At 67.6% G+C, this 20,919-nt stretch carries 16 protein-coding genes, 1 tRNA gene and 1 pseudogene; 11 read left to right on the top strand and 7 right to left on the bottom strand.

Going from position 1 to position 20,919, the window contains the following annotated elements:
* Positions 1–120 precede the first annotated feature (120 nt).
* The 5 genes from CGZ91_RS02360 to rsmI form a co-directional block, all read right to left on the bottom strand.
* Positions 121–1,827 carry an ABC transporter family substrate-binding protein gene (locus CGZ91_RS02360; protein ID WP_094452340.1) on the bottom strand — a complete coding sequence of 569 codons (1,707 nt, stop codon included), beginning with the start codon at positions 1,825–1,827 and terminating at the stop codon, positions 121–123.
* Between the two features lie 96 nt (positions 1,828–1,923).
* Positions 1,924–4,032 carry an ABC transporter ATP-binding protein gene (locus CGZ91_RS02355; RefSeq protein WP_094452339.1) on the bottom strand — a complete coding sequence of 703 codons (2,109 nt, stop codon included), beginning with the start codon at positions 4,030–4,032 and terminating at the stop codon, positions 1,924–1,926.
* Positions 4,029–4,943 carry an ABC transporter permease gene (locus CGZ91_RS02350; protein ID WP_094452338.1) on the bottom strand — a complete coding sequence of 305 codons (915 nt, stop codon included), beginning with the start codon at positions 4,941–4,943 and terminating at the stop codon, positions 4,029–4,031. Before CGZ91_RS02350 ends, CGZ91_RS02355 begins: the two co-directional genes overlap by 4 nt.
* Positions 4,943–5,923, bottom strand: a complete 981-nt coding sequence (locus CGZ91_RS02345; protein WP_094452337.1) for an ABC transporter permease — start codon at positions 5,921–5,923, stop codon at positions 4,943–4,945. Before CGZ91_RS02345 ends, CGZ91_RS02350 begins: the two co-directional genes overlap by 1 nt.
* Positions 5,924–6,279: 356 nt before the next feature.
* Positions 6,280–7,116, bottom strand: coding sequence for a 16S rRNA (cytidine(1402)-2'-O)-methyltransferase (gene rsmI, locus CGZ91_RS02340; RefSeq protein WP_094452336.1), 837 nt, complete (start codon positions 7,114–7,116; stop codon positions 6,280–6,282).
* Positions 7,117–7,287: 171 nt separating this feature from the next.
* Between rsmI and CGZ91_RS02335 the strand changes: the two genes are divergently transcribed.
* The 4 genes and pseudogenes from CGZ91_RS02335 to CGZ91_RS02320 all read left to right on the top strand — a co-directional run bounded on the left by CGZ91_RS02335 (position 7,288) and on the right by CGZ91_RS02320 (position 11,722).
* Entirely contained in the window at positions 7,288–8,832 is a 1,545-nt protein-coding gene (locus CGZ91_RS02335; protein ID WP_229115886.1) for a dolichyl-phosphate-mannose--protein mannosyltransferase, read from the top strand.
* Between the two features lie 44 nt (positions 8,833–8,876).
* Entirely contained in the window at positions 8,877–9,827 is a 951-nt protein-coding gene (locus CGZ91_RS02330) for a TatD family hydrolase (protein ID WP_229116366.1), read from the top strand.
* Positions 9,824–10,675: pseudogene (rsmA, locus tag CGZ91_RS02325) on the top strand (16S rRNA (adenine(1518)-N(6)/adenine(1519)-N(6))-dimethyltransferase RsmA); the annotation flags it as partial. The gene CGZ91_RS02330 and the pseudogene rsmA, both read left to right, overlap by 4 nt.
* A 147-nt stretch (positions 10,676–10,822) precedes the next feature.
* A complete protein-coding gene (locus CGZ91_RS02320) occupies positions 10,823–11,722 on the top strand; it encodes a 4-(cytidine 5'-diphospho)-2-C-methyl-D-erythritol kinase (protein WP_094452334.1) in 900 nt (299 codons plus the stop codon).
* Positions 11,723–11,766: 44 nt separating this feature from the next.
* On the opposite strand, the gene CGZ91_RS02315 is transcribed toward CGZ91_RS02320, so the two are convergent.
* On the bottom strand, positions 11,767–12,258 hold the full coding sequence (locus CGZ91_RS02315) for a MarR family winged helix-turn-helix transcriptional regulator (protein WP_229116365.1): 492 nt from the start codon (positions 12,256–12,258) through the stop codon (positions 11,767–11,769).
* 18 nt (positions 12,259–12,276) lie between these two features.
* Positions 12,277–12,870, bottom strand: a complete 594-nt coding sequence (locus tag CGZ91_RS02310; protein ID WP_456095292.1) for a TetR/AcrR family transcriptional regulator — start codon at positions 12,868–12,870, stop codon at positions 12,277–12,279.
* A 148-nt stretch (positions 12,871–13,018) separates the two neighbouring features.
* On the opposite strand from CGZ91_RS02310, the gene CGZ91_RS02305 reads away from it, so the two are divergent.
* The 7 genes from CGZ91_RS02305 to CGZ91_RS02275 all read left to right on the top strand — a co-directional run bounded on the left by CGZ91_RS02305 (position 13,019) and on the right by CGZ91_RS02275 (position 20,905).
* A tRNA-Gln gene (locus CGZ91_RS02305) sits at positions 13,019–13,098 on the top strand.
* 73 nt (positions 13,099–13,171) lie between these two features.
* Complete coding sequence (glmU, locus tag CGZ91_RS02300) at positions 13,172–14,668, top strand: bifunctional UDP-N-acetylglucosamine diphosphorylase/glucosamine-1-phosphate N-acetyltransferase GlmU (RefSeq protein ID WP_229116364.1); 1,497 nt, start codon at positions 13,172–13,174, stop codon at positions 14,666–14,668.
* Positions 14,665–15,642, top strand: a complete 978-nt coding sequence (locus tag CGZ91_RS02295; protein ID WP_094449553.1) for a ribose-phosphate diphosphokinase — start codon at positions 14,665–14,667, stop codon at positions 15,640–15,642. The genes glmU and CGZ91_RS02295 overlap by 4 nt, the downstream gene beginning before the upstream one ends.
* Before the next feature lie 367 nt (positions 15,643–16,009).
* Positions 16,010–16,675 (top strand): 50S ribosomal protein L25/general stress protein Ctc, encoded by a 666-nt coding sequence (locus CGZ91_RS02290; protein WP_094452333.1) that lies wholly within the window; start codon positions 16,010–16,012, stop codon positions 16,673–16,675.
* Positions 16,676–16,708: 33 nt separating this feature from the next.
* The gene (gene pth / locus CGZ91_RS02285) at positions 16,709–17,305 is read left to right on the top strand and encodes an aminoacyl-tRNA hydrolase (RefSeq protein WP_094452332.1); all 597 of its coding nucleotides are present in this window, start codon (positions 16,709–16,711) and stop codon (positions 17,303–17,305) included.
* A 169-nt stretch (positions 17,306–17,474) separates the two neighbouring features.
* On the top strand, positions 17,475–18,092 hold the full coding sequence (locus CGZ91_RS02280; protein WP_094452331.1) for a hypothetical protein: 618 nt from the start codon (positions 17,475–17,477) through the stop codon (positions 18,090–18,092).
* On the top strand, positions 18,092–20,905 hold the full coding sequence (locus tag CGZ91_RS02275; RefSeq protein WP_094452330.1) for a vWA domain-containing protein: 2,814 nt from the start codon (positions 18,092–18,094) through the stop codon (positions 20,903–20,905). The genes CGZ91_RS02280 and CGZ91_RS02275 overlap by 1 nt, the downstream gene beginning before the upstream one ends.
* Positions 20,906–20,919 lie beyond the last annotated feature (14 nt).

Here is a 20,919-nt window from a genome sequence, read left to right as displayed (position 1 = left end):
GCCCCCACTATGGCATGCATGGACCGGTCGGGGCAGGAAAACGACGAGGGCGCCGGGGAGATCCCCGGCGCCCTCGCGCATGGTGTTTCGGATCACTGGGATCCGAGCACGGTCACTCGATCACTCGGTCCAACCGACGTTCTCGACCGGGCCGGTGTAGAAGATGCCGGCGCCGTAGTTGGCGAGACCGGGCTTCACAGCGACGATGATCGGGCCACCGAACATCGGCAGCAGGCCGAAGCTGCTGAGCAGCTCGGTCTCGAGCTCGTTGGCAGCAGCGATCTGCTCCTCAGCGGTCGGCAGGGTTGCCACCTCGTCGATCTTGGCGTCCATCTCCGCCGAACCGGTGCCCGAGTTGTTCAGCGAGCTGTCGGAGCAGTAGATCTGGCAGAAGTACGCCACACCGAACGGGTCGGAGGAGGCGAAGCCGGACAGCAGGAAGTCGAAGTCCTTCGCCGCGATCGTGCTGGAGAAGTCCGAGCTGGGCTTCTCGAGAACGTTCACCTTGACGCCGATCTGCTGCATCATGGCCTGCATGGCCTGGGCGGTGTTCCGGTTCAGCTGCGAGTCGCCGAAGATCGGGTAGTTCAGCGACAGCGGCTGGCCGTCCTTCTCGTAGATGCCCTCACCGTTCAGGGTGTAGCCCGCGGCCTCAAGGTTGGCCTTGGCGGCATCGGGATCGTAGGGAGCGAGCTCGCCGAAGGAGTCCTTGTAGCCCTCCTGCCACGGGAACAGGGTGAAGGAGCCGGGAGGAGTCTCGGTGTAGTTCAGACCCTGGAAGCGGACCTGGGCGAACTGCTCACGGTTGATGCCCATGGCGATGGACTTGCGGACCTCGACATCGGACAGGTTCGGGCTGTCGGAGTTGAGGGTGAGGAGGAAGGTCGCCGGACGCGAAGCGGTCCGGATCTCGAACTCGTCGCCACGCTCGGCAACGCGAGCGTAGTAGTCAGCCGAACCCACACCGGCGGCGTCGATCTCACCGTTGAGGAAGGCGTTGATGGTGGCCTCGGACTCCATTTGGCGGAAGATGCGCTTCTCGAGCTTACCCGGGTCGCCCCACCACTTCTCGTTGGGGACGAAGGTCACGGTGCCAGAAGCCTGGTCCACGCTCTCGAGCTTGTACGGGCCGGCGCCCCATTCCGGGTGCGGGTTGTCCACGTAGCCCTGCTCGAAGACGTCCACCTCGGCGGCGGCGGGGTGCAGGATGTTGTTGAACAGACCCTTCCACCACGGCCACGGGGTGCCGAAGGTGACCACGGCCTGCTTGTCGTTCTCGCCAGCGGTGACCGACTCGATCTTGTCGTAGCCGTCGGTGGAGTTGGCGTTGTAGCCCTCCTGGCCGCTGTTGCCCTTCCAGACAGCCTCGAAGGCGGTCCAGTCGATCGGAGTACCGTCGTTGAAGACGGCTTCCTCGCGGATCGTGTAGGTGACGATGGTGCCGTCTTCGTTCTCCTCGGCCTGCACGTCGGTGAGGTAGTTCTCGTTGAACGACCACTCACCCTCGGGGGTGTAGAAGGCCATCTGCGGGTTGTACCACTGCCACAGCGTCGAGGTGTCGGTGGTCATGTTGCCGTGGAACATGTTCCACTGCGGGGTGATCTCACCGATCGCGGTGGTGAAGGTGCCGCCGTCCTTGACCTGGTCGTAGGGGGTCTCGTTGATCTGGGGCTCGGCCAGCTCGGTGTGGGTGTTGCCACCACCGTTGCCGCCGCCGTTGCCGCCGTTGTTGCCGCCGGTGCCGTTGTCGGCAGGCGTGCAAGCGGCAGTGAAGGCCAGGGCCATAGCCGCGACAGCAGCCAAGGCGCCCTTGCGAACGTTTCGCATCTTCGCTTCCTTGTCCCTCGTGGCGCGCCCGCCACGAGATGGTGTTGATCTGACTGCGGTTGCTGTCAGGTGTTGGTGATGACTGCGGTAGGGGGTCTACCGGAAGTGGCACGCGTTGGTGTGGTCCACCCCCTCCCGGCTCGCCACCAGAGCGGGAGTCTGCGTGGTGCACTTCTCCTGCTGTTCCGCGCTGAGCGTCGGGAACAGGGGGCACCGACTGGCGAACGAGCAGCCGACCTGATCATCGGTCGGGCTGGGCTGGTCGCCAGTGAGAATGATGCGCTGTCGGGTCCGCTCCGCCTGGGGATCAGGCAGCGGGATCGCGGACAGCAAGGCCTGGGTGTAGGGATGCTGGGGATCGTCGAAGACCGAGTTGATGTCGCCGGTCTCCACGAACTTGCCCAGATACATCACCGCGAGCCGGTCGCTGATGTGACGCACCACCGACAGGTCGTGGGCCACGAACAGGTAGGACAGACCGAGTTTCGCCTTGAGCGAGTCCAGCAGGTTGATGACACCGGCCTGGATCGACACGTCCAGCGCCGAGACCGGCTCGTCGAGCACCAGCAGCTTCGGCTCGGTCGCCAGTGCGCGGGCGATGCCGATGCGCTGTCGCTGACCGCCGGAGAAGGCGCCCGGGAACCGGTCGGCATGCTCAGGGTTGAGGCCGACCAGGTCCATCAGTTCCTCGACCCGGCTGTTGGACTTGGCCTTCGGTACGCCGATCGCCTTGAGCGGCTCGCCGATGATGTCGTACACCGTCATGCGCGGATCCAAGGCGCCCATCGGGTCCTGGAAGACGATCTGGAGATCGCCGCGGGCCGTACGCCGCTGGCTGCGCTTGAGGTTGCGTACCGACAGGTCGCCGATCCTGATCTCGCCGGTGGAGTTCTTGCCGAGGTCCATGATCTCCAGCAGCGTGGTCGACTTGCCACAGCCCGACTCACCCACGATCGCGAAGCTCTCGCCCTCGCGGATGTCGAAGCTGATGCCGTTGACCGCGTGGACCGTGCCGACACGGCGCTTGAGCACCGAACCCTTCATGAGCGGATAGCTGCGCACCAGATCGTCCACCGCCAACATCGGCTTGCGTTCCTCACGCGGCGCGCTGATGATCGGCTCCGGAGGCTCGGGCAGCGGATAGATCGGCTGCCCCTGGATCTGCTGGTCGTTGATCTCACCGGCCCGGATGCAGGCGGCCTGATGATCCGGCCCCAACTCTTCCAGCGGCGGCTCGGAGTTGCGGCAGGCGTCGATGACGACCGGGCAGCGGGCCGCGAAGGGGCAGCCGTCGGGCAGGTCGATGAGGATCGGCGGGTTGCCCTTGATCGGGACCAGCGGCTCCTTGGCCTTGCGGTCCACGCGCGGGATCGCACCCAACAGGCCGATGGTGTAGGGCATCTTCGGCTGGGCGAAGAGACGGTCCACCTCGGCGTGCTCGACGGGCTTGCCGGCGTACATCACCAGCACGTCGTCGGCGGTGCCGGCCACCACACCCAGGTCGTGGGTGATCATGATGACCGCGGCGCCGGTCTCCTTCTGGGCCGTACGCAACACCTCCAGGATCTGAGCCTGGATGGTCACGTCCAATGCGGTGGTCGGCTCGTCGGCGATGATCAGCTTCGGATCGTTGGCGATCGCGATGGCGATCACCACCCGCTGCCGCATGCCGCCGGAGAATTCGTGCGGGAAGGACTTCACGCGCCGCTCCGGACGCGGGATGCCGACCAATTCCAGCAACTCGACGGCGCGCTTCCACGCATCCTTCTCGGCGATGCCGGGATTGTGGACCTTGAGCGCCTCGACGATCTGCCAGCCGACGGTGAACACCGGGGTCAGCGACGACAGCGGGTCCTGGAAGATCATGCCGATCTCGGAACCGCGGACCTTGGACAGCTGCTTGTCGGTCAACCCCAACAGGTTGCGCCCGTTGAGGGAGACCAGACCTGAGACATTGGCCGAATCGGGCAGCAGACCCATGATCGACAGGGCCGTCACCGACTTGCCCGAACCTGATTCGCCCACGATCGCCAGGCTCTCGCCGGCCATCAGGTCGAAGTTCACACCGCGTACGGCATTGACCCGGCCGGCCTCCGAGGGGAAGGCGACCTTGAGGTCGCGTACCGACAGCAGCGCGTCGGGATTGGGCTCCAGGCCGGTCGGGTGAGGACCGGTCGCGTGGGGATGCTGCGGAGCTGAACTCATGCCTGACCTCCTGCCGCGGAGGACGGGTCGAGCGCGTCGCGCAGGCCGTCAGCGATCAGAGCCATCGAGGTGGTGAGCAGAGTGAGCACTCCAGCCGGGAAGTAGAAGAGCCAAGGGGTGGTGGTCAGGGTCGCGTTGCCCTCCTGGAGCAGCGTGCCCAGCGAGACATCGGGCAGCTTGATGCCGAAGCCGAGGAAGGACAGACCGGTCTCCGACATCACGGTGCCGACGATGCCCAGGGTGAACTGGATCACCAGCAGTGAGCCGATGTTGGGGACCATGTGGCGCCACACCACCACGAACGGGTTGACGCCCATGTATCGCGAGGCGGTGACGTACTCGCGTTCGCGGATCGACATTGACAGCGACCAGATGACGCGGGCGGCGTACATCCAGCCGATCGCGATCATCACGACGATGAGGACCCGCCAGTCACCGCCGGCGCTGTTGGACAGCATCGCCAGGATGAGGAAGGTCGGCACCACCAACAGGAAGTGGATGATGGCCAGCACGATCCGCTCGTAGGCGCCACCGAAGTACGCCGCGGTCGCGCCCACCATCGCCGAGATCAGCGTGGTGGCGCTGGAGACACACACCGCGATGATGATCGAGCGCTGCAGGCCATGTGCGGTCCGGGTGAAGTTGTCCTGTCCCAGCGCGTTGGTGCCGAACCAGTGCTGTGAGTTCGGCGGCTGGTTGAACGCCATGAAGTCGAGCTCGGAGAAGTCGTAGGGGGAGATCACCTTGCCGAAGATCGACAACAGGATCAGCAGGAAGAAGACCGCCAGGCCAATGACGGCCAGCTTGTTGCGGAAGAAGCGCTTGACGTAGAGCTGGCTGCGCGACAACCGCTTGCGGGTCGTCGGCGTCGCCGTCTCGACGGTCTGGGTTTCGATCTGGTCGTTGCTCATCAGTTCACCCGGACTCTCGGATCGAGGGCGACGACCACGATGTCAGCGAGGATGGCGCCGATGGCGGTCATGAGTGCGCCGAAGGCGGCGACGGCGACCACGCCGTGGATGTCGGAACGGCCCAACGTGATGGTGAAGTAGTCACCCATGCCGCGCCACGCGAAGATCCGCTCGGTCAGGAGGGCGCCGGTGAAGACGTTGGGGATGGCGAAGGCCACGCCGGTGGCGACCGGGATCAATGAGGTACGCAGCGCGTGGCGACGGATCGCCTGCGCCTTCGGCACGCCCTTGGCCCGGGCGGTACGCACGTAGTCGGCGTTGATGTTGTCCAGCAGCAGCGAGCGCTGGGTGAAGTGGGTGCCGGCGTACCCGGTCAGCACCAGTGCCGTGGTCGGCAGGATCAGGTGCTGCAGCATGTTCACGAAGGCGTCGATGCCCGACAGGCCCGGGGTGCCGGAGCCGGTCACGTAGAACCACTGCTGGCCGGTGGACTGGTTGAACCAGATGGCGGCGCTGACGATCATGAACGCCGCCACCACGATCGGGATGTTCATGGTGATGATGCCGACGCCCTGCCAGAAGCGGTCCGCCAGCTTGTACTGCCGGGCGGCCGTGAACACACCCAGGCCGACGCCGAGCAGCGTGGAGATGATGGTGGCGCCGAGCACCAGCTGGGCCGAGGTCCAGATCCGGTAGGAGATCTCGGTGTTGACGTCCTGACCGAGCGGGGACTGGCCCCAGTCCCAGCGCAGCAGGATGCCGGTGAGCCAGGTCCACCACTTCTCGAAGAGGGGGATGTTGGCGCCCAGGTTGTAGGGCTCGAGCATGTTCGCGATCTGCTCGGGGCTGGGCTGCGGCCGACGTTCCTGATAGTTCGATGCAGGGTCGAGGAAGTTGTTCGCCAGGAAGTAGGTGATGTTCGTGGCCAGGAAGATCATCAAGATCCAGCCCAAGGCCTTGCGGATGATGTATTTGATCACCGCTTCGTCACCCCCGCACGGGGGTCAGCTACCTGTCGTGGCATGAGGAATCCTCGGCCTTTCTGATGTTGAGTTCAGACTGCGGTTCCTCGCGCCTGGGCCTCCCATGGTTGTCGCCGGAAGCTTGGCCGATCTTGACCACGCCCACGACGTCGTTGTGAGTTTGCTGCCGACGGGAATAAGAGTCAACAACCCAACGCCACCGTTACCCAAACGTGAAGAACAGGACACAAGGTCCGCACCTGCTTCGAGCGGACAAGATACGCCTGTGGGGGGAGCAACGCCCAATCCGAGCCGGAGGGGCTGGTTGAGGGTGGGGCAGGGGGAGGTCGGCGTACGCCCACCGTGGTTCGCGGCTACTTCTTCGCCACCGCTTGGTTGTAGAGCTCGGTCCGGTCCAGCCCGGTCGCGGCGGCCACCTGGCGCACCGCGGCCGACATCTTGGTGCCGCTGGCGACCAGCGCCGCGACCTGGGCGAGCGCGTCGTCAGGATCGGTCTGCTCCTCGGGCGCCGGCGCGATGACCACGGTGATCTCCCCGCGTACGCCCTCAGCCGCCCAGCTCGCCAGGGCGGCCAGGCCGCCGCGCTTGACCTCCTGGTAGGTCTTGGTCAGTTCCCGACAGACCGCAGCGGTCCGCTCCGCACCGAGCGCCTGGGCCGCATCGGTCAGGAACGCCTCCAGCCGGTGCGGGGCCTCGAAGAACACCATGGTGCGAGGTTCGGTGGCGAGTTCCTCGAGGCGGCGCCGGCGCGGGCCGGGTTTGCGCGGCAGGAACCCTTCGAAACAGAACCGGTCCACCGGCAGGCCCGACACGGCCAGTGCTGTGGTGACGGCCGAGGGGCCGGGCACCGCGGTGATCTCGACGCCGAGCTCGATTGCGGCCACCACCAGCCGATAGCCGGGGTCGCTCACCGACGGCATCCCGGCGTCGGTCACCAGCACCACCCGTTCCCCGTCGGCGAGGTGCTGGGTCAGTGTCGGCGTACGGCTGGCCTCGTTGCCGTCGAAGTAGGAGACCACCGGCGCGGTCACCTCGATGCCGAGCCGGTCGCACAGCTGCCGAAACCGTCTGGTGTCCTCCGCTGCGACCCGGTCTGCTGCCAGCAGCGCCCGTGCCAACGCCGGCGAAGCGTCGGCAACATTGCCGATCGGGGTCCCGGCCAGGACAAGTACGCCAGAGGTTTCGTTCACGCGTCGACCCTAGTCACCCCACGCCGCCTCCCGGATCGCGGTTCGGCCACTCCCGGCGTCGCCCCGCCTCTCGAGGGCTCCGGGATGCCTAGGATGGTCGCCGTGACTGCCACCACCCGGCCACCGGTACGCCGCACACCCCTGTCGGCGATCGACCGACTCCGAGCGGGGATGCCGCAGGACAACCGCACCGCCTGGCTGGTGGCGCTGGGCCTGATGCTGGTGGCGTTCATCACGCGGGTCGCCAACCTGGCGTACCCGAATCGGCTCATCTTCGACGAGACCTATTACCCCAAGGACGCCTGGTCGCTGTGGCACTTCGGCTACGAACGCAGCTGGCCCGACGGCGCCAACGACCTGATCATCCAGGGTCAGACCAATGTCTGGAACGACGGTCCCGCCAACGCCGTGCACCCGCCGATGGGCAAGATCCTCATCGGGCTGGGTGAGGTGCTCTTCGGGATGAACTCGTTCGGCTGGCGGATCATGGCCGTGATCTTCGGCACCTTGTTGATCGGTGCGACGGTGCTGCTGGTACGCCGGTTGGCCCGTTCGACGATGATCGGCGCGGTCGCCGGGATCCTGATGATCTGTGACGGACTGGTCTTCACGATGTCGCGGATCGGCCTGCTCGACATCTTCCAAGCGTTCTTCATCATGGCCGGGGTGCTCGCGATGGTGGTGGACCGCGACTGGTTCCGCGGCAAGCTCGCCGACCATCTGGAGACGCTGCCGGTGCCGGACCTGAAGGGCAGCTTCGGGCCGGTGATCTACTGGCGGCCCTGGCGGCTGGTGGCCGGGCTGATGTTCGGCTGCGCGGTCGCGACGAAGTGGAACACGCTCTATGTGCTGGCGGCCTTCTGCCTGTTGACCTTGGCCTGGGACATCAGCGCGCGGCACCTCGCCGGTGGCGGCAAGAGCGCGATCTGGGGGCTGCTCCGGGACGGAATCCCGGCCTTTGTGCTGCAGGTCGTGGTGCCCGGCATCATCTACCTGCTCAGCTACCTGCCGTGGCTGCTGTCGACCGGCGGCTACATGCGCGACTGGGGCGAGAACAACCCGGACGCGCTCAGCACCCGGCTGCTCGGCAAACCGCTGGCGTCGCTGATCGCGTACCAAATCAACACCTACAACTTCCACACCGGCGACTACATCGCCGAACAGACCCACCCCTATGCGACTGACCCGTGGAGTTGGCCGCTGATGGTGCGCGGGATCGGTTTCGATGCCCAGAACGGCATCCAGGCCGGCCAGCAGGGTTGCCCCACCGATGCGGCTGAGGGCTGTCTGCGCGTGATCAATGCGCTGGGCACTCCGCTGCTGTGGTGGATCGGTTGCGTGGCGCTGGTGCTGGCGATCCTGTGGTGGATCGGGGACCGGGACTGGCGCTTCAGCGTGCCGGTGGTGGGTTTCATGAGTGTCTGGCTGCCGTGGTTCCAGTACGACGAGCGGCCGCTCTACTTCTTCTACGCGATCCTGCTGATCCCGTTCACGGTGACCGCGGTCGCCCTGATGCTCGGCAAACTCATCGGCCCCGCGGTGACGGAGGAATCGCCACCGGCGGCCAGGCGCCGGCGTCTGCTCGGCAGTTGGGCGGCGGGCATCATCGTCGCGCTGGTGGTGCTGAACTTCGCGTACTTCTGGCCGATCTACACCGACGGGCTGCTGACCCGGGAGCAGTGGCTGAACCGGATGTGGTTCCACAGCTGGATCTGAGGCGTACGCCCGGTGGCACGGTCCCGAACCGATACGCTCGCGGGGTGACTGAACCGATTGCCGCGGCACTTGAGGAACTGGGGCTGCCCGGGCTGCCGGAGCCATTGCCGGCACCGGTGGCCGATTCGCACACCCACTACAACAGCTCGGTGGAGATGAGTGGCATCTCCCCGGAGTTGGCGATCCGGGCCGCCGCCCAGGTGAACGTGACCCGCACCGCGCAGATCGGTTTTGACCTGCCGGGCTCCCGGTTCTCCTGTGAACTGGCCGCGAACAACCCCAGCGTGATCGCCGCCGTCGCGATCCATCCCAACGACGCCGCGACGCTGGGCGATGACCTGCCCCAGGCGCTGGCCGGGATCGAGGAATTGCTGACCACGTACGCCGACCAGGACTGGTTGCGAGCCGTCGGCGAGACCGGCATGGACCGGTTCCGCACCCGTACGCCGGACGGCATCGCGCGGCAGCAGACCTCGTTTGCCGCGCACATCGCCTGGTGCCACCGCTTCGACAAGACCTTGGTGATCCACGACCGCGACGCCCACAGCGACATCCTGTCGATCCTCGATGCCGAGGGGGTCCCGAACCGCGTCATCATGCACTGCTTCTCCGGTGATGCGGACTTCGCCCGGGCCTGTCTCGACCGCGGCGCCTGGCTGTCCTTCCCCGGCACGGTCACCTTCAAGCCCAACCATCACCTCCGCGAGGCACTGGCCATCACGCCCGATGACAAGGTGTTGGTCGAGACCGACGCGCCATTCCTGACCCCGGAGCCGCTGCGGGGCCGCCGGAACTCGCCCTATCTGCTGCCGATCACGGTCCGCTACACCGCCGCCCAGCGCGGCATCGACCCGGAGGACACCGACGCCCTGACTGACTGGTGCGACCAGCTCCTGGCCAACACCTATGCCGCCTTCAACGGGCCTTGGGGTCGATCGGGCACGGGTGGATTGGGCGCGGGTGGATCGGGCACGCGCGAATCGGGTGCGGCATGACCAGGCTGCTCGACCCGCGCCGACTCCGCATCATCGCCGAGGAGATCGGCCTGCGGCCCACCAAGACCCGCGGCCAGAACTTCGTCACCGACGCCAACACGGTCCGCAAGATCGTGTCACTGGCCGAGGTCGAAGCCGACGACGTGGTCGCCGAAGTCGGCCCCGGCCTGGGCTCGCTGACCCTGGGCCTGCTCGATGCTGTCGCCCACGTTCACGCCGTCGAGATCGAGCCGGTGCTCGCCGCGCGGCTGCCGCGTACGGTCGCCGAGCAGGACGGCGACCCGGCCCGCCTCACCGTCACCGAGGCTGATGCCCTGCAGCTCACCGCCTTTCCTGACCCCCAGCCGGTGCGGGTGGTCGCGAATCTGCCCTACAACGTCGCGGTCCCGGTGCTGTTGCACCTGTTCGCGCTGATGGCGCCCGCCGACGGCGCCGTCGGACTACGGGGCGGCCTGGTGATGGTGCAGTCCGAGGTCGCCGACCGGATGGTTGCCGCGCCCGGCTCGCGTACCTATGGGATCCCCACGGTCAAGCTCGCTTGGTACGCCTCGGTTGCCCGGGTGGGCAACGTCGCGCCCCAGGTGTTCTGGCCTGTGCCCCGGGTCGATTCCGGACTGGTACGCCTGACGGGACACCCCGCCCCGACCTCCCAGGTCAGCCGCGTCAAGGTGTTCCGGGTGATCGATGCGGCCTTCTCGCAGCGCCGCAAGATGCTGCGCGGCGCCCTGGCCGGGATTTGCGGTGGCAGTGAGCAGGCCACGGCGGTGCTCGAGGCCGCAGGCGTCGACCCGCAGGCGCGCGGCGAACGACTCGAACTGGCCGAGTTCATCGCGGTCGCGGAAAGTCTGGAACGAATCACTCCCGCCCGCCTCGAACCCGATCGACTCGAACCCGATCGACTCGAACCCAATCGACTCGAACCCGATCACTCGAATGAGAGTGGCGAGTCGCCGGCCCAGCACTGACCCGGTTAGCCTGCCGCTGTGGCGTCGAGCATGAGCATGGAACCGACCATGGTCAAGGTCCGGGTACCGGCGAAGGTCAACCTGGGGCTGGCCGTGGGTCCCGTCGTGTCCGGGTATCACCAGATTGCCACCGTCTTCCAGGCCGTCGGGCTCTATGACGAGCTGGTCGCCGAACTCGCCGAACCAGGCGTCTGCGAGCTCCTCGGCGACCTGCCCGACGGGGTCACCGTCGGCGAGGACAACCTCGCCATACGTGCCGCGCGGCTGTTGATGGCGCGGTTCGAGCCGACCAGCGGCGTACGACTGCGGCTGCGCAAGCGGATCCCGGTCGCCGGCGGGATGGCGGGAGGATCGGCCGATGCCGCCGCCGCGCTGCTGGCCTGTTCGGTTTTGTGGGACCTCGACACGGATCCCGACGACCTGCTGATGTACGGCGCCCAACTCGGCAGTGATGTCCCGTTCGCGTTGATGGGCGGCGCAGCGTTGGGCACCGATCGGGGCAACCGGCTGGCGCCGGCGCTGTCGCGGGGCCATTACCACTGGGTCCTGGTGTTCGGTGCTGAGGGCGGCCTGTCGACGCCGGAGGTCTATCGGCGCTTCGACGAACTGAACCCGACCCCGGCGAGCCCGAGCGTACCGACGGACCTGCTGGAGGCGCTCACCTCCGGCGACCCGCACGCCGTCGCCGAGCAACTCTTCAACGACCTGCAGCCGGCCGCGATCTCGCTGCAGCCGAAGCTGGGGGAGACCCTCGAGGCCGGCCGGGCAGCTGGTGCGCTGGCCGGAATCGTGTCCGGCTCCGGCCCGACCACCGCCTTCCTCGCCGCCAGCGAATCCGCCGCCCTGGACGTGGCCCGCCAGCTCAAGGCCGAGGGGCACCAAGTGGTACGGGTGCAGGCCCCGGTCGCAGGCGCCAAAATCATCGGCTGAAGGTCTCGCGGCTGAGGATTTCTCGCCCCAGCCCAGCGAGCCGGTCACCCCATGAGGCGACTCAGTAACCCTGCCAATGTCTGCTGGTCCGCTGCACTCATGTCGGCGAGCAACTCTCGTTCGGCGTCCAGCAGGTCGCTGATCGCGCCGTCGACCAGGTCCAGACCGGCCGGTGTCAGGCGCACCACGACCCCGCGCTTGTCGCTGGGGTGGCTGGAGCGCTCCACCAGACCGCGCGCCAGCAGCCTGCCCACCCGGTTGGTCATGGTGCCGGAGGTGACGTGGGTCTCGGCGACGAGCTGGCCAGGTGATCGGGTGTAGGGCTCGCCGGCGCGGCGCAACGCCGCCAACACGTCGAACTCCCAGATCTCCAGGTCATGTTTCGCGTACGCCGTGGCCCGCAGCTGGGCCAGTTGCTGGGAGATCCGATGCACTCGGGAGAGCACCGCCATCGGCGCGGTGTCCAGATCGGGCCGGACCTGGTGCCAGGCCTCGATCAGGCCCTCTACCTCGTCCTCGGCTGCGTACGTGTCCACGGCTCGATCCTAGAACGATCAGCGGTTGCGGCGTGGCTGCGGGCGCAGCCCCCGCAACCCGTTCCAGGCCAGATTGACCACGTGGGCGGCGACGTCGGCCTTGCTGGGGCGGCGCGCGTCGAGCCACCACTGGCCCGTCATGGCGACCATCCCAGTGAGCATCTGGGCATACATCGGCGCCATCTTCGGATCCAGTTCGCTGTCGCGAAACTGATCGGCGAGGATACCCTCCACCTCGCTGGCGATGTCGTTGAGGATGGTCGCAAACGAGCCGCTGCCCGACCCGACCGCCGAGTCGCGGCCCAGGATCCGGAAGCCGTCGGAGTTGGTTTCGACGTAGTCGAGGAAGGCGATGGTGGCTGCCTCCAGGGTCTGTCGTGGTCCTTGCGGGGTCGTCAAGCTGGTTCGGATCGCATCCAACAAGGTGTTGACCTCGCGGTCCACCACCACGGCGTACAGGCCTTCCTTGCCGCCGAAATGTTCGTACACGACCGGTTTGGACACGCCCGCCTCGGCAGCGATCTCCTCGACCGTGGCGGCTTCGAAGGCCTTGCTGCCGAAGACGGCGCGGGCCACGGCGATGAGCTGCTCACGACGTTCGTGGCTGGTCATGCGTTGGCGGCGCCGCTTGTCGGACATGGCTGCCAGCCTAAACGGTGTGTGGGGGGGACGGGTTCCCCCGATCCGACATACTTGAGCACGACCGGCCCGCGGTCCTCTAGAGTGGGCTGCGTTGTTCCCCTGAGGCTGAGGGGCACATTCCCCGGTTGGTCTGCCGGCAGGGCCCGCCTGACTTTGAATCAGGATTTAGCGACGTAGGTTCGACTCCTACCCGGGGAACACAGGTCTCGCGCTCCACCCGCGCGCGGGCTAGGGTCGTTTCCACAACTACCCCAACCCGAGGAGTTACGTGGTGGACAACGACAATCCAGGGGTCGCAGCAGCAGTGGTGCTGGCCGCCGGCGGCGGCACCCGCATGAAGTCGAGTCGTTCCAAGGTGCTCCACGAAGTCTGTGGCCGGACCATGTTGGACCGGGCGCTGGACGCGGTCGAGGGACTCGGCCCGCAGCGTACGGTCGTGGTTGTCGGGCACCGCCGCGAACAGGTCGAAGAACACCTCGCTGCGTTGCCCTTCGCCATCGAAACCGCCTTCCAGGCTGAACAGCGCGGCACCGGCCACGCCGTCGCGGTCGCACTCGAACAGCTCGGCGAGCTCTCCGGCGAGGTGATCGTCACGTACGCCGATGTGCCCCTGCTGAGCAGCCACACGCTGGAGGCGATGCTGAGCCAGCACCGCCAGTACGGCGACCAGGTCACCGTGCTGACCGCCCAGGTCCCCGATCCGACTGGGTATGGCCGGATCCTGCGGGATGAGGCCGGTCACGTCCAGGGCATCGTCGAGCACAAGGACGCCGACGAGGAGCAGCTGCTGATCAACGAGATCAACTCCGGGATCCTGCTCTTCGACGCGGTGGCGCTGCGCGAGGGGTTGTCACATCTGGACACCAACAACGCCCAGGGGGAGCTCTATCTCACCGATGTGCTCGGCATCGCGCGGGAGCGGGGAAACCGCGTCGGGGCGTACACCACCACCGACCTGTGGCAGACCGAAGGCGTCAACGACCGGGCCCAGCTGGCGCGGATGAACGCCGAGCAGAATCGGCGGCTGTGCCACCACTGGATGCGTGAGGGCGTCACGATCCTCGATCCGGCCACCACCTGGATCCACGAGTCGGTGACGCTGGAGGAGGACGTCACGCTGCTGCCGAACACCCATCTCGAGGGCGCGACCTCGATCGGGGCGGGCAGCGTGATCGGCCCCGAGGTGACGCTCACCGACGCGGGCGTGGGACGGGACTGCCGGATCGTTCGCAGCCACGTGCTGCTGTCGGAGATCGGCGACGGCGCCGAGGTGGGGCCGTACGCCTATCTGCGGCCCGGCAGCCAACTGGGCAGCCAGGCCAAGGTCGGCACCTTCGTGGAGACCAAGAACTCCCAGATTGGTGACGGCGCCAAGGTGCCCCACCAGTCCTACGTCGGCGATGCGGCCATCGGCGCCGGCGTCAACATTGGTGCCGGGGTGATCTTCGCCAACTACGACGGGGTTTCCAAGCACCGCACCACCGTGGGGGAGGGGGCCTTCGTGGGGTCGAACTCCACTCTGGTGGCACCCCTGGAGATCGCCGGCGGCAGCTTCGTCGCCGGCGGTTCGGCGATCACCGACGCGGTCGGGGCGGGGGAGTTGGCGATCGGCCGCGCCCGGCAGCGCAACATTCCCGACTGGGTCGAGCGCAACCGGCCCGATACAGTGACCGGTCGGGTGGCGCGGGACCAGGCCCCGGGCACCCCTCAACAGTCGACAGCACAGCAGGACGACGCGAGCAGCGCCGCCCGCGAGGAGGATCAGTGAGCGGAGTCAAGCGGCCCAACGACAAGCAGTTGATGCTGTTTTCGGGGCGGGCCTATCCCGAGTTGGCCGAGGAAGTCGCTGAGCTGATGGGCGTCGAGTTGGTCCCCACGCGCAAGGTCACCTACGCCAACTCCGAAATCTATGTCCGGTTCGAGGAGTCGGTGCGCGGCAGCGATGCCTTCGTGATCCAGTCCCACGTGGCGCCGGTGAACGAATGGGTGATGGAGCAGCTGATCATGGTTGACGCGCTCAAGCGCGCCTCCGCCAAGCGGATCACCGTGGTCGCACCGTTCTATCCCTACGCCCGGCAGGACAAGAAGCACCTGGGCCGCGAGCCCATCTCCGCCCGGCTGATGGCCGACCTCTTCAAGGCCGCCGGCGCGCACCGAATCATGTCGGTCGACCTGCACGCCGCCCAGATCCAGGGCTTCTTCGACGGCCCGGTTGACCACCTCTGGTCGCTGCCGGTGCTGTCGGACTACGTCAAGGAGAAGTACGCCGGCGAGGAGATCGTGGTGGTCTCGCCCGACGCAGGCCGGGTGCGACTGGCCGACATGTGGACCGACCGGCTCGGCGCACCGCTGGCGATCATCCACAAGCGTCGTGATCCCAACACCGCCAATCAGGTCGCCGTGCACGAGGTTGTCGGTGAGGTCGACGGCAAGGTCTGCCTGCTGGTCGACGACATGATCGACACCGCCGGGACAATCTGCCAGGCCGCCGACGCGCTGAAGGCCCGCGGCGCCTCGAAGGTCATTGCGGCCACCACCCACGCGGTGCTGTCCGGCCCCGCGGTCCAGCGGCTGAATGACTCGGCTTTCGCCGAGGTGATCGTCACCAACACCCTGCCGATCCCCGAGGATCACCAGATCGACAAGCTCACCACCTTGTCGATCGCGCCGCTGATCGCCCGCGCGATCACCGAGGTCTTCGAGGACGGTTCGGTCACCAGCCTCTTCGACGGCCAGGCCTGAGCCCGGGGCGCGCCGGCGCCCGGCACACCGCCCCATCCGGGCCGCGGGCCGGGCTTCAAGCCGGTCCGCGCCGCCGGCGTACGGCCTCCGTCTGTGCGATAACGACGGTAACTTCGCCCAGTCTGCTTCTCCGCTGCAGATCGGGCCGAGTTGCCGTCGTTTCTGCACGCAGCGGCGGCACCCGTACGCCGGATCCGGGGCTTGAGCGGCGAGCAAGCGCTGCGGTAGAGTGCCCGGGTTGCCCGGCGAGGGACCCCAAGGGTCCGTGATCGACGAAGGCCACCTTCTGTGAAGGTCCCTTGTTTCCTTGCTGGCCGCCGCCGTCCCGTCAAGGCCCACCAGGGCCCACAGATCCGAGGAGCCTCCCATGGCCGTTGACATCATCCAGCTTCCTGCCACCCAGCGCACCGAATTCGGCAAGGGCGCTGCCCGCCGCATCCGTCGCGACGACAAGGTGCCCGCCGTCGTCTACGGCCATGGCACCGAGCCGCTGCACATCACGCTGCCCGGCCACGAGACCCAGCTGGCGCTGCGCAACTCCAACGCCTTGGTCGAGGTCACCGTCGAGGGCGGCAACAAGACCTTGGCGTTGCCCAAGCAGGTCCAGCGTGACCCGATCACTGGCTTCCTGGAGCACGTCGACTTCATCATCGTGCGTCGCGACGAGAAGGTTGTCGTCGACGTCACGCTGTCCTTTGTTGGCGAGGCCGAGCCCGAGGCCCTGGTGTCGGTCGACCGCAACGAGATCAGCGTCGAGGTGCCCGTCATCGCGATTCCCGAGAGCATCGAGGTCTCCGTCGAGGGCCTGAACGTCGGCGACCAGATCAAGGCTGCCGACCTGAAGCTGCCCGCGGACACCGTCTATCAGGGTGAGGACGACGACCTGATCGTCGCCGTCAACGCTGCTCCGACCGCGGACCAGCTGGAGGAGGAGCTCGCCGAGGCTGAGGCCGAGGCCGGCATCGAGCGCGACGAGCCCGAGGCCGACAACGGCGGCGAGGCGTCCGGCTCCAAGGGCGATTCCGAGGACTGATCCTCACCCCCGCGTACATCACAGGAGGTCGAGGTGGCGCAACGCGCTGACCAGGCGCCCTGGCTGGTGGTCGGGCTCGGTAATCCGGGCCCGACCTACCAGAACACCCGACACAACGTCGGTTTCGATGTCGTCGAGCTGATCGCCGAATCGGCCGGCCAGACCTGGTCCACGTCGAAGTTCCAGGCGATGACGGCCCGGCTGGTCGTCAGTGACAAGGGTGAATCGACCAAGGTGATTCTGGCCCGCCCCACCACCTTCATGAACGAGTCGGGGCAGGCCGTCGGCGCGATCGCCCGGTTTCATTCCATCCCGGCCGAGCAGGTCGTCGTCGTCCACGATGAACTCGATCTGGACCTTGGCCGGCTCCGCCTCAAGCAAGGCGGCGGGGACAACGGCCACAACGGCCTGCGGTCGATCCGCGCCCACCTCAAGACCGGCGACTTCCATCGCGTACGCCTCGGGATCGGTCGGCCGCCGGGCGGCAAGGCCGGCCCGTCCTGGGTGCTGAGCAAGTTCAACCGCAGCGAACAGGACCAACTCGCCGAGGCGCTCGAATCGGCTGCCGCGGCACTGACGGTGCTCATCACCGAGGGCTTGGCGGCGGCCCAGAACAAGTTCAACACCTGAGCGCCACGGTCGGTGGCGTACGAAAACCCCGCCCCAGCGGCGGGTTTTCTGTCGGTACGACGCGGCCCAGGATCGGCTCAGCAGGGGAGCGCCCCCGCCGGGATTCCTCCCGATCTGACCGACCTCCCCCTACAGTTGACCCCGTGATGGGGAACGACTGGAGGGTCCGATGAGCGATCCATTCGACTTTTCCGGCTACGGGCAGGGGTCCGGGTCACGTCAGGGTGGGCAGCCGTCCTCCGGGCAGGGCCAGCCCTTCGGTGGCGGCACCGACCCGTTCGCCGATGCCCAGCAGCCCCCGCAGCAGGGCGGTTTCGGCAGCCCGCAGGGTGGCGGCTTCGGTGGCGGCCCGCAGGGACAGCAGGGCCCTCAGCCATCCTTCGCCAACGACCCCTTCGCCGGCAACAACGGCAACGATCCCTTCGGCGGCCCCGCGGTCTCCGGGGGCGGCGCCGCGGCGATGATGTCCACCTCCCGCCCTGCCCTGGTGGCAGCCGCGCCGCCGTTCTGGATGCTGCTGATTGCGCTCGGGCTGGGCCTGGCCGCCGGCGTGGTGGCACTGATCTTCGGTCACATCGCAGTGGCCTTCATCTGCTGGGCACTCGCTGGACCGGTCGCGATCGGCATGATCGGGCTCTACGTCCGCGGCGACAGCAAGGCCCGGGCGTCCGGCCTGTACGCCTCGCCCGGTTTCGTGCAACCGCTCTACTGGGTCACCGTCGTGGTGTGCCTGCTGTGCATCCTCGCGCCGGCCTGGCGCATCGCCGAGTGGGCCGGGAGGCTGTGATGACAACCCCGGTACGCCCGTTGGCGCGCTTGGCCGTGCTGGCAGGCCTGATCATGGCGCTCGCCGCCGGCCTCGGCTTGGGCGGCGCGGCGCCGGCCCAGGCCCAGGAGGAGGACGGTGCCGTCGAGCGCCTCACCGCCTGCATGGCCAACGAACAGCGGGGCGACCTGCTGATCCTCATCGACACCTCGGCCAGCCTGCAGTCCTCTGACGCCGACGCGGCCCGCGTCCAGGCCGGCCGACTGTTGCTGACCAGCCTGGCCAGCTTCGCTGAACGCGCCGGGGTTGATCTCACCGTCAACCTGGCCGGCTTCGCGAACCGTTACGAGTCGCCCAGTGGTGACTGGGTCCAGCTCAACCCCTCCAGCCAGGACCAGGTCCTCAACCGGATCGATGAGTACGCCAGCCGAGACACCGGCCGCGGCACCGACTACTGGCTCGGCCTGGAAGGTGCCCGCCGCGACCTGGCGGCCCGCAAGCAGAACCGGCCCACCAACTGCCAGTCGATCGTCTTCTTCTCCGACGGCGCCCTTGACATCGACAAGGCCCCCGACGAGGACTCCAACCCGATCGACCGGCCCTACGACCCGGAGAATCCGCTCAACAACGACGCGGACCGGCAACGGGCCCGCGACCGGGCCGCCGAGTCGATGTGTCGTCCCGGCGGCCTCGCCGACCAGATCCGGCTCTCACCCGCGGTGATCCTGGCGGTTGGTCTGACCTCGGCCGAGGCCGGCGCCGACAACTTCGCGCTGATGCAGGGCGTTGCCACCGGCCAGGGCCCCAACGGCCCCTGCGGCGAGGTGCAGGAACCCTCGCCCGGTGAGTTCACGCTCGCCTCCGACATCGACTCGCTGCTGTGGGCGTTCAACGACTATGCCCCGGGCGGCTCGGAGGGTGGCCAGCAGACCGGCGACGTCTGCGAGGGCACCGTCTGCCCCGAGGGCGCGCACTCGTTCGTGTTGGACGCGTCGGTCAGCGGTGTCTCGATCCTCGCCCAGGCTGACATCCCGGCCGACGTCTACCTGGTGTCCCCGAGCGGTCTGGAGACCAAGCTCGACAAGGGGCAGCTCGGCGAACCGAATGACCTCGACATCGACGGAGTCGCGGTCAACTACACCTGGCACACCGACAAGACGGTCGCGATCAACGCCGACCAGAACGGCGCGGACTCCTGGACCGGCCAGTGGCAGGTGGTCTTCGTTGCCCCCGATGCCCCGGCCGACGCGGAGTCGCGCACCAGCCTGCACGTGTACGCCGACATCTTCCCGCGCTGGCCCGACGACAACCGTCCGGTGATTCGCGCCGAGGAGAATGCCGAGCTCGAGTTCACGCTGACCAACTCCGCCGGCACCGAGATCGACCCGACCGAACTGCTCGGCCAGGCCACCTTGGACGTCTCGATCTACGGTCCCGACGGCGTCGAACAGGAGCTCGCCACCGGTCTGGACAAGAACGAGATGAGCCAGCCGGTGCTGCTGGAGAGCGACGACCTGGCGCCGGGGGCGTACACCCTGCAGCTGAATCTGAGCATCACCACCGCCGGCACCACCAACCAGGCCGGTGAACAGATCCCCGGCACCGAACTGGCGCCGCAGCGGGTCGACATCCCGTTCTCGGTGCAGCCGCCGTTGGGCTTCCCGAACGTCACCACCGGCCAGGTCAACTTCGGTTCGGTCGAGGGCCCGGTGGACCTCAGCGCGGTGCTGCCGGTGGAGGGGCCGGGCTGTGTCTGGCTCGGCGCCGAACCGCCGATGAGGGTCCGCGCCGCGCCCGAAGAGGTCACCGACCTTCGGCTCGAGTCACCGAACAACAGCGCAGAGACCTGCCTGAAGATCGAGGAGGGCCAGACCGCCGAACTGCCGTTGCGGCTGGTCAGCGAGCAGGCGGGCAACGGCGGCGTCAACGGTGACTTCACCGTCACGGTCGCCCCGCTGGAGGATCTCAGCCGGGCCCACACGGTCACGGTGGATTACACCGCTGACCTCTACCAGCCGCTGAACCAGGTCAACTTCGTGGTGGCGCTGATCGTGGCGCTGATCCTGGGCCCGGGCATCCCGATCGGGCTGCTCTATCTCACCAAGTTTGCGACGGCGAAGATTCCGGACAACCCGCTGCTGGTGACGCGCTTCCTGGTCCAGGTCGAGCACGGCCAGACCCTGCGCGACGGCGCCGAGGTCGGCATCCGGGAGGGCGACTTCACCCAGATGGTGCCGATCACCTCCGGCGGTGCCCGCAAGCTCAGCTTTGGAGACATCGACCTGCTCGCCAAGACCGGCGGCTCGCCGTTCGGGATGGGCTGGGTCGAGGCAGTCAGCGGTTCCGCCGTGGGCGTGTCCAGTGAATACCCGACGCCGCACGGCAAGGAGCAACACGCGCGGCTGCCGCTGGCGGTCCACAACACCTGGGCGTTGCTGCGCCAGCCCGGTATGCCGGCCGATCAGGCGATGGCAGTGGTGTTGGTGGCGGGCAACTCCACCCCCGAGCAGCGTGAGGAACTCTTCAACGACCTCGCGACCAAGGCACCGAATGCGATCAGCAACCTGGCCGGCATCGCGCCCGGGCCCAGCTCGGGCGGCGGTCAGGACCAGCCGTTCGGCGGCCCCGGTGGATCCGGCGGACCCGGTGGCGGCCCGGCTCCCTTCTCCGACGACCCGTTCGGCGGTGGCGGTGGCGGCGGCTTCAGCGTCGGGCCGCCGCAGCAGCAGGGGCCGCCGCAGCAGGGACCGCCCCCGCAACAGGGACAACCTCCTCAGCAGCAAACCGGATCTTCCGGGGGTCCGTTCGGGGGCAGCGGCTCCCCGTTTGGATAGGCTGCCGGAGAGGT

Source organism: Parenemella sanctibonifatiensis (assembly GCF_002250565.1).
GTDB lineage: Bacteria > Actinomycetota > Actinomycetes > Propionibacteriales > Propionibacteriaceae > Parenemella > Parenemella sanctibonifatiensis.
This window is presented reverse-complemented; position numbering and strand designations above follow the sequence as displayed.